Origin of the sequence: Micromonospora sp. NPDC049374 (genome assembly GCF_040677165.1) — a bacterium.
Lineage (GTDB): Bacteria > Actinomycetota > Actinomycetes > Mycobacteriales > Micromonosporaceae > Micromonospora.
On record NZ_JBFAQH010000015.1, the window covers coordinates 12,663 to 28,948 of the forward strand.

General features: G+C 72.7%; 10 protein-coding genes and 1 pseudogene. 2 read left to right on the top strand and 9 right to left on the bottom strand.

Annotation, left to right across the window (positions count from 1 at the left end; all coding sequences use genetic code 11):
- Positions 1-123: 123 nt before the first annotated feature.
- Together AB0J93_RS23055 and gltB are read right to left on the bottom strand one after the other, a co-directional pair.
- Complete coding sequence (locus AB0J93_RS23055) at positions 124-1,626, bottom strand: glutamate synthase subunit beta (RefSeq protein ID WP_363924396.1); 1,503 nt, start codon at positions 1,624-1,626, stop codon at positions 124-126.
- Complete coding sequence (gltB, locus tag AB0J93_RS23060; protein WP_363924397.1) at positions 1,619-6,343, bottom strand: glutamate synthase large subunit; 4,725 nt, start codon at positions 6,341-6,343, stop codon at positions 1,619-1,621. The genes AB0J93_RS23055 and gltB overlap by 8 nt, the downstream gene beginning before the upstream one ends.
- A 147-nt stretch (positions 6,344-6,490) precedes the next feature.
- On the opposite strand from gltB, the gene AB0J93_RS23065 reads away from it, so the two are divergent.
- A complete protein-coding gene (locus tag AB0J93_RS23065) occupies positions 6,491-7,333 on the top strand; it encodes a GNAT family N-acetyltransferase (protein ID WP_363924398.1) in 843 nt (280 codons plus the stop codon).
- 118 nt (positions 7,334-7,451) lie between these two features.
- Here AB0J93_RS23065 and AB0J93_RS23070 read toward each other — a convergent pair whose 3' ends face one another.
- The 5 genes and pseudogenes from AB0J93_RS23070 to trpC all read right to left on the bottom strand — a co-directional run bounded on the left by AB0J93_RS23070 (position 7,452) and on the right by trpC (position 13,099).
- On the bottom strand, positions 7,452-8,633 hold the full coding sequence (locus AB0J93_RS23070) for an NAD(P)/FAD-dependent oxidoreductase (RefSeq protein WP_363924399.1): 1,182 nt from the start codon (positions 8,631-8,633) through the stop codon (positions 7,452-7,454).
- Positions 8,634-8,992: 359 nt separating this feature from the next.
- Positions 8,993-10,009, bottom strand: a pseudogene (gene lgt, locus AB0J93_RS23075) (prolipoprotein diacylglyceryl transferase); the annotation flags it as partial.
- Positions 10,010-10,197: 188 nt separating this feature from the next.
- Positions 10,198-11,013 carry a tryptophan synthase subunit alpha gene (gene trpA / locus AB0J93_RS23080; RefSeq protein WP_363924400.1) on the bottom strand — a complete coding sequence of 272 codons (816 nt, stop codon included), beginning with the start codon at positions 11,011-11,013 and terminating at the stop codon, positions 10,198-10,200.
- 4 nt (positions 11,014-11,017) lie between these two features.
- A complete protein-coding gene (gene trpB / locus AB0J93_RS23085; protein ID WP_363924402.1) occupies positions 11,018-12,256 on the bottom strand; it encodes a tryptophan synthase subunit beta in 1,239 nt (412 codons plus the stop codon).
- A 39-nt stretch (positions 12,257-12,295) separates the two neighbouring features.
- A complete protein-coding gene (gene trpC, locus AB0J93_RS23090; protein WP_170863280.1) occupies positions 12,296-13,099 on the bottom strand; it encodes an indole-3-glycerol phosphate synthase TrpC in 804 nt (267 codons plus the stop codon).
- Between the two features lie 441 nt (positions 13,100-13,540).
- Between trpC and AB0J93_RS23095 the strand changes: the two genes are divergently transcribed.
- Positions 13,541-13,792: a hypothetical protein gene (locus AB0J93_RS23095; protein WP_363924403.1), complete on the top strand. Its 252-nt coding sequence runs from the start codon at positions 13,541-13,543 to the stop codon at positions 13,790-13,792.
- A 287-nt stretch (positions 13,793-14,079) separates the two neighbouring features.
- On the opposite strand, the gene AB0J93_RS23100 is transcribed toward AB0J93_RS23095, so the two are convergent.
- Together AB0J93_RS23100 and AB0J93_RS23105 are read right to left on the bottom strand one after the other, a co-directional pair.
- Positions 14,080-14,646, bottom strand: a complete 567-nt coding sequence (locus AB0J93_RS23100) for a Trp biosynthesis-associated membrane protein (RefSeq protein WP_363924404.1) — start codon at positions 14,644-14,646, stop codon at positions 14,080-14,082.
- Positions 14,647-14,722: 76 nt separating this feature from the next.
- A complete protein-coding gene (locus AB0J93_RS23105) occupies positions 14,723-16,276 on the bottom strand; it encodes an anthranilate synthase component I (protein ID WP_363924405.1) in 1,554 nt (517 codons plus the stop codon).
- Positions 16,277-16,286 lie beyond the last annotated feature (10 nt).

Sequence of the window (16,286 nt, forward strand, 5' to 3'; positions counted from 1 at the left end):
GTTACTGGTCGGTAATGCTATCGAAACATCTGGATAAAGTGAATAGCCGTTAAGGCGAGGCCGCGTCCGCGCGGTCGTCCCGCGTGGACGCGGCCTCGTGGAGACCTCGGCGTCTGGTGGCCGTCAGCGCGCCGCCAGGGGGCGGCTGGCCGGGTGGACCGGGGCCGGCAGGACGCCGACGCCGTCGAGGTACGTGTGGATCGCCGCGGCGGCGGCCCGCCCCTCGGCGATCGCCCAGACGATCAGCGACGCGCCCCGGTGCATGTCACCGGCGACGAACACCCCGTCGGCCTCGGTCTGCCAGTCCGCCCGGGAGTCGACCGCACCCCGCGCGTTACGGGTCACCCCGAACTGCGCCAGCAACGGCTGTTCCTCGGTGCCCTCGAAGCCGATCGCCAGCAGCACCAGATCGGCGGGCAGTTCCCGCTCGGTGCCCGGCACCATCGTCACGATCCGCCGGCCGTCGCGCTTCTCGACGGTCACCTCGGCGATCCGCACCGCCCGCACCGCACCGGTGCCGTCGTCGACGAACTCCTGCACCGCCACCGCGAAGACCCGCTCGCCGCCCTCCTCGTGGGCCGGGTACTCCCGCAGGATCCACGGCCACGTCGGCCACGGGTCGCGGCCCTCGTCCCGGGCCCGCGGCGGCTGCGGGTACAGGTCGAGCTGATGCACACCGGCCGCGCCCTGCCGGTGCGCCACCCCCAGGCAGTCCGCCGCGGTGTCGCCACCGCCGATGATGACCACGTGCTTGCCGGCCGCGTCGATCGGCGTACCGTCCGCCAGGGTGGCCAGCGCCGGGCGGCCCTCGCCGGCCGCCGCGACCACCCGGTTGGACGCCACCAGATGCGCCATCGCCTGGTGTACGCCGCGCAACTGCCGACCCGGTGTGTCGGTGTCCCGGCCCTGCAACGCGCCGCAGGCCAGCAGCACCGCATCGTGCTGAGCGCGCAACTGCTCGGCGGTGACATCGACCCCGACGTTCACCCCGGTCCGGAAGTCGACCCCCTCGGCGCGTAGCTGCGCCAGCCGGAGGTCGATGTGCCGCTTCTCCAGCTTGAAGTCGGGGATGCCGTACCGCAGCAGGCCACCGATCGCGTCGTCGCGCTCGTACACGGTCACGGCGTGACCCGCGCGGGCCAGTTGCTGCGCGGCGGCCAGCCCGGCCGGCCCGGAGCCGACCACGGCGACCGACCGGCCGGAGGGCACGGACGCCGGGCGCGGGGGCAGCCCCCGGGCCGCCGCCGCGTCGGCGATCTCCACCTCGACCTGCTTGATGGTGACCGGCTGCTGGCCGCCGAGGCCGAGCACGCAGGCGGCCTCGCAGGGCGCCGGGCAGAGCCGGCCGGTGAACTCGGGGAAGTTGTTTGTGGCGTGCAGCGACTCCACCGCCGCGTCCCAGTTGCCGGTACGGACCAGATCGTTCCAGTCCGGGATGCGGTTGCCCAACGGGCAGCCCTCGTGGCAGAACGGAATGCCGCAGTCCATGCAGCGGGTGGCCTGCTCACGGATCAGTCCCTCACCGGCCGGCGGGTAGACCTCCCGCCAGTCGCTGATGCGCACCGGCACGGGCCGGCGGGCCGGCAACCGCCGGCCGTAGCGCAGGAAACCGTTCGGGTCAGGCACGAGCCACCTCCTGGGCGACCGCCCGCGGGGCGGGGGCTACCGGCGTGGACGAGCCGGCGGCCGGCTGCGCCGGTGCCGCCAGTGCGCTCATCACCGCGTCGTCGACGTCCTGGCCGGCGGCTTCGGCGGCCCGCATGATCTCCATCACCCGGCGGTAGTCCCGGGGCACCACGGCGGTGAACTCCTCCACCGCCTCCGGCCAACGCTTGAGCAGCTGTTCGGCGATCGCCGAGTCGGTCTCGGCGAAATGCCGCTGCACCAGCTCGTGCAGGCGGGTCCGTTCCGTCTCGCTCGGCGCGGACAGGTCGACCAGTTCGGTGTTGACCCGGCGTCGGTCGAGGTTCCAGACGAACGCCGTCCCGCCGGACATGCCGGCGGCGAAGTTACGGCCGGTCGGACCGAGCACCACCACGGTGCCGCCGGTCATGTACTCGCAACCGTGGTCGCCGACACCCTCTACGACAGTCACCGCGCCCGAGTTACGGACCGCGAACCGCTCCCCGACCCGGCCGCGCAGGAAGACCTCACCGGCGGTGGCGCCGTACAGGATGGTGTTACCGGCGATGATCTGATCCTCGGCGCGGCCGCCCGCCTCGGCGTCGGCGGACACGAACGGTGCCGCCGCGTCCGGCCGGACGACCAACCGGCCACCGGAGAGTCCCTTGCCGACGTAGTCGTTGGCGTCGCCGTGCAGGCGTAGGGTCACCCCGCGCGGCAGGAACGCGCCGAAGGACTGCCCGGCGGTGCCGCGCAGGGTGAACTCGATGGTGTCGGCGGGCAGGCCGGCACCACCGTGGCGGCGGGTGACCTCACCGCCGAGCATCGCGCCGACGCTGCGATGCTCGTTGCGGATCGCCACCTCGGCCCGCACCAACGGGACCGACTCGTCGGCACCGGTGGTGGCACCCAGCGCCGGCTCGGCGAGGGCGATCAGCTCGTTGTCCAGAGCCAGCTCAAGGCCGTGGTCCTGGGCGCGTACGCCGCGACGGGCCGCACCCTCGGGCAGCTCCGGCAGATGCAGCACCCGACCGAGGTCGAGCCCACCGGCCTTCCAGTGCTCGACCGCCGGTGCGACGTCGAGCAGCTCGGTACGCCCGATCGCCTCGTCGATGCTGCGCAACCCCAGCTCGGCCAGGTAGCTGCGGATCTCCTCGGCGAGGAACAGGAAGAAGTTCTCCACGAACTCGGGCTTGCCGGTGTAGCGCTCGCGCAGCACCGGGTTCTGGGTGGCGATGCCGACCGGGCAGGTGTCCAGGTGACAGACGCGCATCATGATGCAGCCGGAGACGATCAGCGGGGCGGTGGCGAAGCCGAACTCCTCGGCGCCGAGCAGCGCCGCGACGATCACGTCCCGGCCGGTCTTGAGCTGCCCGTCGACCTGCACGGTGACCCGGTCACGCAGCTTGTTGAGCAGCAGCGTCTGCTGGGCCTCGGCCAGGCCCAGTTCCCACGGCGTGCCGGCGTGCTTGAGCGAGTTCAGCGGGGACGCCCCGGTGCCGCCGTCGTGGCCGGAGATCAGGATGACGTCGGCCTTGAGCTTGGCCACCCCGGCGGCCACGGTGCCGACACCTACCTCGCTGACCAGCTTCACGTGCACCCGGGCGGCCGGGTTGACGCACTTGAGGTCGTGCACCAGCTGCGCGAGGTCCTCGATGGAGTAGATGTCGTGGTGCGGCGGCGGCGAGATCAGGCCGACGCCGGGGGTGGCGTGCCGGGTACGGGCGATCCACGGCCAGACCTTGTTGCCGGGCAGCTGACCACCCTCGCCGGGCTTGGCCCCCTGCGCCATCTTGATCTGGAGGTCGTCGGCGTTGACGAGATACTCGCTTGTGACACCGAACCGGCCGCTGGCGATCTGCTTGACGGCGGAACGCCGGGCGGGGTCGTGCAGCCGCTCGACGTCCTCCCCGCCCTCGCCGGTGTTGGACTTGCCGCCGAGCCGGTTCATCGCGATGGCGAGGGTCTCGTGCGACTCGGCCGAGATCGACCCGTACGACATGGCGCCGGTGGCGAACCGCTTGACGATCTCGCTGGCCGGCTCCACCTCCTCGATCGGCACCGGCGGCAGCACGCCGCTGCGGAACCGGAACAGCCCACGCAACGACCCTGCACGGGCGGCCAACTCGTCGACCTTGGCGGTGTACTCACGGAACACGTCGTACTGCCGGCTGCGGGTGGCGTGCTGGAGCAGGAATACCGTCTCCGGGTTGAACAGGTGCAGTTCACCCTCGCGGCGCCACTGGTACTCGCCGCCCACCGGCAGCAGGTCCACCGACTCGGCGCCGGGCGCCGGCCAGGCCAACGCGTGCCGGGCGGCCACCTCGGTGTGGATGCCGTCGAGGCCGACGCCGCTGATCGTGCTCGGCGTACCCCGGAAATACCGCTCGACCAGTCGGGTGTCCAGCCCGACCGCCTCGAAGACCTGCGCGCCACAGTACGACGACACCGTCGAGATGCCCATCTTGGACATGATCTTCAGGACGCCCTTGCCGAGCGCCTTGACGTAGTTGCGGATCGCGGCCCGCGCCTCGACCCCGGCCAGCACGCCCGTGGAGATCATGTCCTCCACCGACTCGAAGGCCAGGTACGGGTTGACCGCCGCCGCCCCGTAGCCGATCAGCACGGCCGCGTGGTGCACCTCGCGGCAGTCGCCCGACTCGACGATCAACGCGACCTGCGTCCGGGTCTGCTCCCGCACCAGGTGCTGGTGCACCGCCGCGGTGAGCAGCAGCGACGGGATCGGAGCCAGGTCGGCGTTGGAGTCACGGTCGGAGAGCACCAGGATCCGTACGCCGTCCTCGATCGCCTCGGAGACGTGCCGGCAGATCTCGGTCAGCCGGGCCCTGATCCCGGCACCACCGTCGCGGATGCGGTAGAGCCCGGAGACCCGCACCGCCTTGAACCCGGGCAGGTCACCGTCCTCGTCGATGCAGAGGACCTTCGCGAGCTCGTCGTTGTCGATCACCGGGTAGGGCAGCACGATCTGCCGGCAGCTCGCCGGGCCGGGATCGAGCAGGTTGCCCTCCGGGCCGATGGTGGTGGCCAGACTGGTCACCAACTCCTCCCGGATGGCGTCCAGCGGAGGGTTGGTGACCTGGGCGAACAGCTGATGGAAGTAGTCGTAGAGCAGCCGTGGCCGGGTGGACAGCGGAGCGATCGGAGTGTCGGTGCCCATCGAGCCGATCGGCTCCACACCGGTACGCGCCATCGGCGCGAGCAGGATCTTCAGCTCCTCCTCGGTGTAGCCGAAGGTCTGCTGCCGGCGACGTACCGAGTCGTGGGTGTAGACGACGTGCTCGCGGGCCGGCAGGTCGTCCATCTCGATCAGCCCGGCGTGCAGCCAGTCGACGTACGGCTGGGCGGCGGCCAACTCGGTCTTGATCTCGTCGTCGTGCACGATCCGGCCGGCGACGGTGTCGACCAGGAACATCCTGCCCGGCTGGAGCCGACCCTTGGCCACCACGGTGGCCGGGTCGAGGTCGAGCACGCCCGCCTCGCTGCCCAGCACCACCAGGCCGTCCGCGGTCTGCCACCAGCGACCCGGACGCAGACCGTTGCGGTCGAGCACCGCGCCGACGATCTCGCCGTCGGTGAAGGCGACCGAGGCCGGACCGTCCCACGGCTCCATCAGGCTGGCGTGGAACCGGTAGAAGGCGCGCTTGTCGGCACGCATGTCGGGGTCGTTCTCCCACGCCTCCGGGATCATCATCAGCACCGCGTGCGGCAGGCTGCGCCCGGCCAGGTGCAGCAGTTCGAGGACCTCGTCGAAGTTGGCCGAGTCGGAGGCGCCCGGAGTGCAGATCGGGAAGACCCGCCGGATGTTGCCGGGCAGGTCGGGCGTACGCAGCAGCGCCTCGCGCGCCTGCATCCAGTTCCGGTTGCCCCGGATCGTGTTGATCTCGCCGTTGTGCGCGATGAAGCGGTACGGATGCGCCAGCGGCCAGGACGGGAACGTGTTGGTGGAGAACCGGGAGTGCACCAGGGCGATGGCGCTGGCCACCCGCTCGTCGGTGAGGTCCGGGTAGAACGCGGGCAGCTGGTCGGGCGTGAGCATCCCCTTGTAGACCATGGTCCGGCCGGACAGCGACGGGAAGTACGCCGGCACCCCCCGCTCGGCGGACTCGCGTTCGGCCTGCTTGCGTACGCAGAAGGCGACCCGCTCCAGCTCGATGCCGTGCAGCGGGGCGCCGGCCGGACCGGCGGGAGTGTCGGTGAGCCGCTTCGCGGCGAGGAAGACCTGTCGGACGCGGGGCATCGCTGCCAGCGCCGTCTCACCGAGGTCGCTCGGGTCGACCGGGACGTCCCGCCAGCCGAGCACCTCGGCGCCCTCGACCAGGGCGTACTTCTCGACCACCTGCCGGGCACGGGCCTCGGCGGTGTCGTCGTCGGGCAGGAAGACCAGACCGGTGGCGTACTCGCCGGCCGGGGGCAGCGGAAACTCGACCACCGCGCGCAGGAACGCGTCCGGCACCTGGATCATGATGCCCGCGCCGTCACCGGTGTTCGGTTCGGCGCCCCGGGCACCACGGTGGTCCAGCCGGCACAGCGCGCCGAGGCCGTTGGCGACCACGGTGTGCGAGCGTCGGCCGTGCAGGTCCGCCACGAAGGCCACGCCGCACGCGTCATGCTCGTACGCGGGGTCATGGAGGCCGGCAGGGGACGCTACCTGGCCTTCTCGCGGCGCCGGCTGGGGGCGGTGTGGGTACGCAAGGGCCACCGGGCCTCCTGTCGTCGCTCAGGCTGGATCATGGTCGGGACGACGTCGGCCCTGTATCGGACTATTGAGTCTACGTTAGGGCCCGGCGCGCAAGGCCAGTGCAGATTGATCACACCGTCCAGAGTCTGGGACATGTAGTCTCGCGCCGTGGATGCCGAGCGTACCGACCTCCTCGACCGGTTGGAACGGTTCTACGACGCGGTGCCCCGGGACGCGGCCCGTGTGGAAGATCACGGCGGTCTGGTGCTGTTCGTCCGGGAAGGCCCGGGATGGCCGTTCTACGCCCGGCCCCGGCGGGACGGCACCGGGTCACCGGCCCTCGCCGACGTGGCGGCGGTGCGAACCCGCCAGCGCGAACTCGGTCTGCCCGAATCCCTCGAATGGGTGCACGACACCACCCCCGCCCTGCTGGCGGTGGCCCGCTCGGCCGGCCTGTGCGTGCTCGAAGCGCCGCTGATGGTGCTCGACCCGGCCGCCCTGCCGGACCCGGCGGAGCTGGGCGTGCCGGTGCGGTTGCTCGACCCGGCGGACGAGGACTTCGACGCGGCGGTGGCCGCCCGGCGGGCCGTGGCGGCGGTCGGATTCGCCACCCCGGGCACCGGACGGGGCGAGGCCGGACCGGCCGACCGCGACGCCGCCACGATCGGGTTGGACGCGGCGGCGGTCGACGAGGAACGATCCCGCATCGCCGACGGCAGCCGGCTCTCCGCGCTGGCCGGCACCGCGACGGAGGGCCCACTGGCCAGCGGGATGGCCATGCGGGTCGGCGAGGTCGCCGAGATCGCCGGGGTGGCCACCCTGCCCATCGCCCGCCGTCGAGGGTTCGGCGCGGCGGTCACCGCCACCCTGGCCCGCGCCCTGCTGGACACCGGCACCGACCTGGTGTTCCTCTCCGCCGGCAGCGAGGAGATCGCCCGCGTCTACCTGCGCGTCGGCTTCCGCCGCATCGGCACCGCCTGCATCGCCTCCCCCACCCCCCTACACCCCTAACCCCCCACCCCCACCCCGCACCCCGCCGGGTTGATCAAGAGGTTTTGGTCGAGATCCGCGCTTCTGCTGACCAGAACTTCTTGATCAACGCGGAAAGCGGGGCGGGGGAGGTCAGGGGTCAGGCAGGGGGGCGCCATTGGGCGGCGACGGTGGCGGCGGTGCCGAGCAGGCGGGGGGTGATGGTGCCCAGGGCGGCGTCGCGGGCGCGCAGGGCCAGGCGGCCCCGGGTGCGCAGCACGGCGGACATCCGGCGGGTCTGCCGGACCACGGCCGCCGCGCGGGGTCGCCGCGCCCGGTCGTACGCCATCACCGCGTCCGGCAGGGTCGACTCGCGCAGCAGCACGGCGAGTGTCGCGGCGTCCTCGAAGGCCAGGCAGGCGCCCTGCCCGAGGTGCGGCGGCATGGCGTGCGCGGCATCGCCGAGCAGCACCACCCCGCCTGGCCCGGCCGGGAAGCCGAACGCCCGGGGCAGCGGACGCAGCTCCCGGATCTCCCGCTGCACCAGGTCGGCCGGGTCGGTCGCGGCCAGCAGTTCGTCGACCGGCGCGGGCCAGCCGGCGTACCAGCGGCGGAGCAGCGCCAGCTGGGTCTCCGGCGGCTCGGGTCGGGCGGCGCCCGCGGCGGTGGCCATCCAGTAGATGCCGCCACGGCTGGAGGCACCGGAGGAGCCTCGCTCGCCCAGCGAGGCGGACACGAAACGGTAACCGGCACCGAGGATCTCACCGCCGACCGAATCGGGCAGGCTCGGCGCGCGGTACCAGGGGATCACCGCCCGCCAGGCGGCGCAGCCGGAGCTGACCACCCCCGAGGCGGGGACGAGCTGGCGACGGATCACGCTGTCCGTGCCGTCGGCGGCGACGACCAGATCCGCCTCGTACGTGTGCCGGCCGTCGCCGACGGCGGGCCGTTCGCCGACGGCGGCGCGCACCGTCCGCACCGTGACCCCGGTACGCAGCTCGACCCGCTCGCCCAGGCCCGCGATCAGTGCGTCGTGCAGGTCCTCGCGGTGCACCACCACCGGGAGACGCTCGGCCGGCGTCGGTCGGGGTTGCACCAGCCAGTGCCCGTCAGGACGGCGTACCCCGCCGTCGGGGAGCGCGGTGGCGATGGCGTCCAGGCCGGCACCGAGCCCCAGGGCGCGCAGCGCCCGTACCCCGTTGGGCCAGAGCACCACGGCTGCCGGCTCGGGGCGGATCCGGTCGGCCCGCTCCAGGAGAGTGACCTGCCAACCCGAGCGGGCCAACGCACCGGAGACCGCCAGGCCCCCGAGCCCGCCGCCGACCACCACCGCGGTCCGCATGACCGTACCCGGCCTCAGCTGTCGCGGTCGGCGGGCCGCGCAGCGGCGGACTCGGCCGCCGTGCTCTCGGCCGGTGAATCCGACGCCGACCCGGTCTCCTCGCCGTCGGTGGGCCCACCAACCGACCCGGGGCGCTCACCAGCCAACCCGGCGGGCCCGCCAGCCGACCCTCCGGACGGCTCACCCTGCGGCCGGGCGGCGGTCGTCGCCTCGCCGTCCGGCCGGTCCAGGACGGACGCCTCGTCGACCCGCTTCGACGGGGTCACCACGTCGTCCATGTCCGACTGGTCCGGGACGGACGCCTCGTCAGCCGGCCGGTCCGGGGCGGACTCGGAGCCCGCGTCGACCGGGGCCGCCGCTTCGGGTGGTGCCTCGCCGGTCCGACGCCAGTGCTCGAACTGCTCCTCGCCGACCACCCGGTAGCCCTCGGGTGCCGCCGGCTCGGTGGTGGCGCCCTTGGCCGACAGGTCCACCTGAGAGACGTCGGAGGTGGCTGGCGGGGTGGTGGCGACGGCCGGCAGGCCGACCGGGATCAGGTACTCCCGTGGCCCGCGCACCCGCAGGAAGTAGATGAGGGCGCCGAGGAACACCAGCGCCGCGGTCCACACGTTTACCCGTACGCCGAGGATCGTGTTGGCCTCGTCGGTACGCATCATCTCGATCCAGAACCGGCCGGCGGTGTAGCCCATCACGTAGAGGGCGAAGGCGCGGCCACGGCCGAGCCGCAGCTTACGGTCGAGGAAGTACACCATCGCGGCGACGCCGACGTTCCACAGCAACTCGTACGCGAAGGTCGGGTGGTAGAGCCCCTCCTCCAGGATCGGCTGGCCGGCCTCGTCGCGCAGCGCCTGCCCGCCGTCCATCCGGTGGATCTCCAACCCCCAGGGCAGGTCGGTCCGCCCGCCGTAGAGCTCGTTGTTGAACCAGTTACCCAGCCGGCCGATCGCCTGGGCCAGCGGTAGACCCGGCGCCAGCGCGTCGGCGACCACGGTCAGCGGGATGCCCAGTTGCCGGGCCGCGATCCAGGCGCCGACCGCGCCACCGGCGACCGCTCCCCAGATGCCCAGCCCACCCTCGTGGATGAAGAAAATCTTGAACCAGTCCCCGCCGGTGCCGAAGTACGGGGCCGGTGAGGTGATCACGTGGTAGATCCGGGCGCCGATGATGCCCGCCGGTACCGCCCACATGGCGATGTCGAGCACCGCGCCGGGAGCCGCGCCGCGCTGGCGCAGCCGCCGCTCGGTGACCCAGCAGGCCACCGCGATGCCGGCGAGGATGCACAGCGCGTACGCCCGGATGGGGATCGGGCCGAGCTGCCACACGGCGTTGCTCGGGCTGGGGATGGCGGCCAGGGACGTCGGCGAGGCGAGACTCACGGGTGCACACGCTACCGCTGCGGACCCCTGCGGCGTCACCCCGGTCCACCGAGCCACCACCCGAACCAACCCCCGCGATCTTGCACTTCCTGTCGCCGCAAAACCGTCATTCAGGGCAGAACGGCGACAAAAACTGCAAGATCGACGAGCAGGGGTGGCGTGGGGAGGGTGGGGGTGGGGTGGGGGTGTTAGGGGGTGGGGTGGTGGACGCCTTCGGCTAGTTCGGCGCTGAGGGTGCGCAGGGCGGTCAGGGCCGCCGCCTCGTCGGGTGTATCGAGCAGACAACGGATCAACGCGCTGCCGACGATCACCGCGTCGGCGTACCCGGCGACGGTGGCGGCCTGCGCCCCCGTGCCCACGCCCAACCCGACGCCGACCGGCAGGTCGGTGACCTCCCGCACCCGGGACACCAGCACCGGCGCCGCCTGGGAGGTCTGTGACCGGGCACCCGTGACACCCATGATCGCGGTGGCGTAGACGAAGCCCCGGCAGTGCGCGGCCGTCATCGCCAGCCGCTCGTCGGTGGACGACGGCGCGACCAGGAAGGTGCGGTCCAGCCCGTGCGCGTCCGAGGCGGCCAGCCACTCGCCGGCCTCCTCGGGGATCAGGTCGGGAGTGATCAGCCCGGTCCCGCCGGCCGCGGCGAGATCCCGGGCGAACGCGTCGACCCCGTACCGCTCGATCGGGTTCCAGTAGGTCATCGTCACCACCGGGGCGCCGGTGGCGGCCACCGCCTCGACGATGCGCAACGTGTCCCGGGTGCGTACGCCGCCGGCCAGGGCGATGTCGCTGGCGCGCTGGATCACCGGGCCGTCCATCACCGGGTCGGAGTACGGGATCTCCACCTCGATCACGTCGACGCCCGCGGACACCATCGCCTTCATCGCGGCGATGCTGCCCTCCACGGTGGGGAAGCCGGCCGGCATGCAGCCGACCAGTAACGCCCGGCCGTCCGCCCGGGCCTTGTCGAACGCCACCCCGATCCGGCTGGTCCGCTCGCTCATGGCCTCACTCCTTGTCGAGGATGCCGAAGTACTCACCGGCGGTGTGCACGTCCTTGTCGCCCCGGCCGGAGAGGTTGACCACGATGGTGGGCTGCCGGCCCAACTCGGCGGCGAGCTTCGGCGCGATGGCCAGGGTGCCCGCGAGGGCGTGAGCGCTCTCGATCGCGGGGATGATCCCCTCGGTCCGGCAGAGCAGCTCGAACGCGGCCATCGCCTCGTCGTCGGTGACCGGTTGGTACGTGGCCCGGCCGGTGTCGTGCAGCCAGGCATGTTCCGGGCCCACGCCCGGGTAGTCCAGACCGGCGGAGATCGAGTGTGACTCCTGCGTCTGGCCGTCGGCGTCCTGGAGCACGAAGGTCCGGGTGCCGTGCAGCACGCCGGTGGAGCCCCCGGTGATGCTCGCCGCGTGTCGGCCGGTGTTGACCCCGTCCCCGCCGGCCTCGAAGCCGTACAGCCGCACCTGTGGGTCGTCGGTGAAGGCGTGGAAGATGCCCAGCGCGTTGGAGCCACCGCCGACGCAGGCGGTCACCGCGTCCGGCAGTGCACCGGTCAGGTCCAGGCACTGTGCTCGGGCCTCCTCGCCGATGCCCCGGACGAAGTCGCGGACCAGCGCCGGGAAGGGGTGTGGACCGGCGGCGGTGCCGATCAGGTAGTGGGTCTCGTCGACGTTTGCGACCCAGTCCCGCATCGCCTCGTTCATCGCATCCTTGAGGGTGCGCGAGCCGGTCGTCACCGGTACGACCGTCGCGCCGAGCATCCGCATCCGGGCCACGTTCAGCGCCTGCCGCTCGGTGTCGACCTGACCCATGTAGACCACGCACTCCAGGTCGAACAGGGCCGCGGCGGTGGCGGTGGCGACACCGTGCTGACCGGCACCGGTCTCGGCGATCACCCGCCGCTTGCCCATCCGTCGGGTCAGCAGCGCCTGACCGAGCACGTTGCGCACCTTGTGCGCGCCGGTGTGGTTGAGGTCCTCCCGTTTGAGCAGCACCCGGGCGCCGGCCCGGGCGGAGAACCGGCGGGCCTCATAGAGCAGCGACGGCGTTCCCGCGTAGTCGCGCAACAACCCGGCGAACTCGGCCCGGAACGCCGCGTCGGCCATCGCCGCCTGGTGCGCCGACGCCAGCTCGTCGAGCGCGGCGACAAGTGCCTCCGGCACGAACCGGCCGCCGAACGTACCGAAGTGGCCGGCGGCGTCGGGGAACTGCGCCGGCACCTCGGTGTTCGTGGCGTCAGCACTCATCGCGGGTCCTCTCGCTCACAAACGGTCACCCGGCTCGGTTCAGCGCACCGGGCGGGGCGTCGCCGGGTGGTTGCCGGCGTTGACAAGTTCGGCCACCGCCTCCCGGGGACTCTTCTGGGTGACCAGCCCCTCACCCACGAGGACGGCGTCGGCGCCGGCCGAGGCGTACCGGATCAGGTCGTGTGGGCCGCGGACACCCGACTCGGCGATCTTGACGACGTTGCTCGGCAGGCCGGGCGCGATCCGCTCGAACACCGACCGGTCGACCTGAAGGGTACGCAGGTCACGGGCGTTGACCCCGATGACCTGGGCGCCGGCCTCCATGGCCCGGTCGGCCTCCTCCTCGTCGTGCACCTCGACCAGCGCGGTCATGCCCAGCGACTCGATCCGCTCCAGCAGGCCGACAAGCACGTTCTGCTCAAGCGCGGCGACGATCAGCAGCACCAGGTCCGCGCCGTGGGCACGAGCCTCGTGCACCTGGTAGCTGGAGACCACGAAGTCCTTGCGCAACACCGGGATGTTCACCGCGGCCCGCACGGCGGCGAGGTCGTCCAGCGACCCGCCGAACCAGCGGCCCTCGGTGAGCACGCTTATCGCGCGGGCACCGCCGGCCGCGTACTCGCCGGCCAGGTCCGCCGGGTCGGCGATCTCGGCCAGCTTGCCCTTGGACGGCGAGGCGCGCTTCACCTCGGCAATGACCGCGACGCCGGGCCGGCGCAGGGCCGCGTACGCGTCCAGCGGCGGCGGCGCGGCGGCGGCCAGTTCACGGATCCGCTCCAGCGGAACCTGTTCCTGCCGCCGGGCCACGTCTTCCCGGACGCCGGCCAGGATCTCGTCGAGCACGCTGACGGGCGCCGCCGGGCCGGCCTCGTCCCCCTCCGCGTGGGCATGTTCAGCAGTCACCAACGGACTCCCCTCTCCGGGTGTCATGGGCCGATGCTAGGTGGCCCCACCTGGACCCGACCGCCGGGGGTATGGCGCTCCTCACGAAATGGGCTGCGGCATAATGGCCCACTTGTGCGCACGGATTGTGACTCTGCGTCACGAGACCATCGACGTTCACCCATGCCAGGGGGTCCGGAGGCCCCCCGCAGGGGTCGGCGATCCGGCCACATCGATGTTGTGACCAAGCTCAAGGACCAAGGTCCCTGTGCCGGTCAGCCCGCTACCGCAGAGTTGACGGTGCAGTCATCACCACGAAACCCGGGCCGAGCAGCATCAGGCTCGGGCACACTCAATGACGCGCCTGCCCCACCGCCACGACGATCTCTCCCCGGGGTGATCATGAGTACCTCCGCGCCGCACCAGACCATCGGCCTCACCACCATCTCGCGCACCGTCGCGTCGCTCGCCGTCGGTGTCGTCCACACGTTGGAGCGGGCAGTGGTCGGGCCCGACCGGATGCGGACCGCTTCCGGTAACGCCTGGGAGGCCATCTGCGCCGACCGGGCCCGAGCCGACCAGCGGGCCGAGTTGGACCGCCTCGTCGCGGAACTCACCGCGGCCCGGGCGCGGGCCCGCCAACCGGTCGGCTGACCGCACCGCTCCGCCCGGCCCATCTGCTGGCCGGGGCGTCCGCGAGCCGCCAGTTCTCCCGGCCCACCGTGCCACCGACACCCGCGCGGTCGTGGTGCGGCAGCCCTGAGCAGCGCCTACCCGTGGCCGTGAACGAGTGCGGCCCGATGGGGATTGACTCCTCACCGTCATGTCACCCTCAAATCTTCATGTCGCAGTGACATGACGGTGAGGAATCTCATTGGCCCCGACCGCACGGCACCGCCCGGCCGCACGGCAACGTCGACCGCACGGCAACGTCCGGGCGCTCAGCGGATCGTGGGGTCCTCGCCACGGTCCATCGCCTCCCACGCCTCGACGGTGCCGGCCCCCTCGATCGGGCCGCTGGTGCCGGTCGGCCGGGTGGTCCGACGTTCGTAGCGGGCACCCATCGCCGGCCAGCGGTGACCACGCAGCATGGTCAACGAACCACCGGCGGCGGAGAGGATCCCGCCGAGCAGGGTGAGCGCGGGCCACTGCCAGGTGACCGGGTCCCCGAGGTCACCGACGAGCCCGTAGCCTCCGCCGGCCGCGAGGGCCAGGCCGAGCACGGTCAGCAGCCCGCCGAGCACCCGACGCAGCCGGCCCCGGGTGGCCAGCACCGCGCCCCCGCCGGCCAGCCCGACGAGGGCCAACGCCGGCAGCCACGGCAGCAGTTGCCCGCCCGTGCGTCCCTCCTCCACCAGCAGCAGCGTCGGGTCCGCCCGGCTGACCGCGCCGACCACCCAGGTGCGGGTCGCCGCCCACAGCGCCAGCCCCGCGCCGGCCAGGCAGAGCAGCACGGCGTACGCCAGCTCCCGCCGGCCCGGCACGGACCGGGCACCCCCGGGTTCCACCGCTACATTCCTCGCGCTCACCGGACCTACTTTCCGTTCGCGACTGCGGGACTCCGCTGCGCTACATTCCTCGCGCTCACCGGGCCGGCCGGAGGGTTTCCGCGGCGGCGATGGCCGCCAGCACCGCGGCGGCCTTGTTCCTGGTCTCCTGGTCCTCCGCAGCCGGATCGGAGTCGGCCACCACACCGGCGCCGGCCTGCACGTACGCGCGGCCGCCCCGGATCAGCGCGGTCCGGATCGCGATGGCCATGTCGAGATCGCCGGCGAAACCGAAGTACCCCACCGTCCCGCCGTAGAGACCCCGGCGGACCGGCTCCAACTCCTCGATGATCTCCATGGCACGTACCTTCGGCGCGCCGGAGAGCGTGCCCGCCGGGAAGGTCGCGGCGAGCGCGTCGAAGGCGGTGCGGTCCGCCCGCAGCGTGCCGACCACCGTGGAGACGATGTGCATCACGTGGCTGTACCGCTCGATTGTGGCGAACTCCGGCACCTCGACGGTGCCGGGACGGCAGACCCGGCCGAGGTCGTTGCGGCCCAGGTCGACCAACATCACGTGCTCGGCACGTTCCTTCGGGTCGGCGAGCAGTTCGGCGGCGAGCCGGGCGTCGGCCTCCGGGGTCGCGCCGCGCGGTCGGGTGCCGGCGATCGGGTGCAGCAGGGCCCGCCGCTCGCCGTCCACCTCACCGGTCACCTTCAGGTGCGCCTCGGGTGACGAGCCGACGATGTCGAAGTCGTCGAAGCGCAGCAGGTACATGTAGGGGCTCGGGTTGGTGGTGCGCAGCACCCGGTAGACGTCCAACGGGTCGGCGTCGGTCTCCCGCTCGAACCGCTGGGCGAGCACGATCTGGAAGCACTCGCCGGCCCGGATCGCCTCCTTCGCCGCCTCCACCGCCTTCGGGTACCCACCGTCCGGGGTGCGGCTGCGCACCTCGCCGGCCGGCGGGCGGGCGACCGTGGCGACCATCGGCGGGATGGGCCGCGACAGCGCAGTGGTCATCGCGTCCAGGCGGCCCACCGCGTGGTGGTAGGCGGCGGTGACCAGCTCGTCGCGACCCGGCTCGTCCAGCGGCGGCAGGATCGCGTTGGCGACCAGGATCGCCGAACCGTCGAAGTGGTCGAGCACCACCAGATCGGTGGCGAGCATCATGCCCAGCTCGGGCAGGCGCAGGTCGTCCTCGGTGAACGCGGGAAGCCGCTCGAAGCGGCGGATCAGGTCGTAGCCGAGATAGCCGACCATGCCGCCGGTCAGCGGTGGCATCCCGTCACCCGGGGCGCCGGGCGGGCCGGCCAGCGCCGTCACCGTCGCCCGCAGCACCTCGACCGGGTCCCCGGAGGTCGGCAGACCGGCCGGCGGCACGCCGAGCCAGGCCGCGGTGCCGTCGCGCTCGACAAGGGTGGCGCTGCTGCGCACCCCGACGAAGGAGTACCGGGCCCAGGCCAGCCCGGACGAGCCGACGCCCTGCTCGGCGGACTCCAGCAGGAACGTCCCCGGGCCACCGGCGAGCTTGCGGTAGACGCCGACCGGTGTCTCCGCGTCGGCGAGCAGCCGGCGGGTGACCGGCACCACCCGCCACCGGGCGGCAAGTTCGGTGAAGGTGCTCGCGTCCGGGCTCACCCGACCGTCGCTCATGCCGGCACTC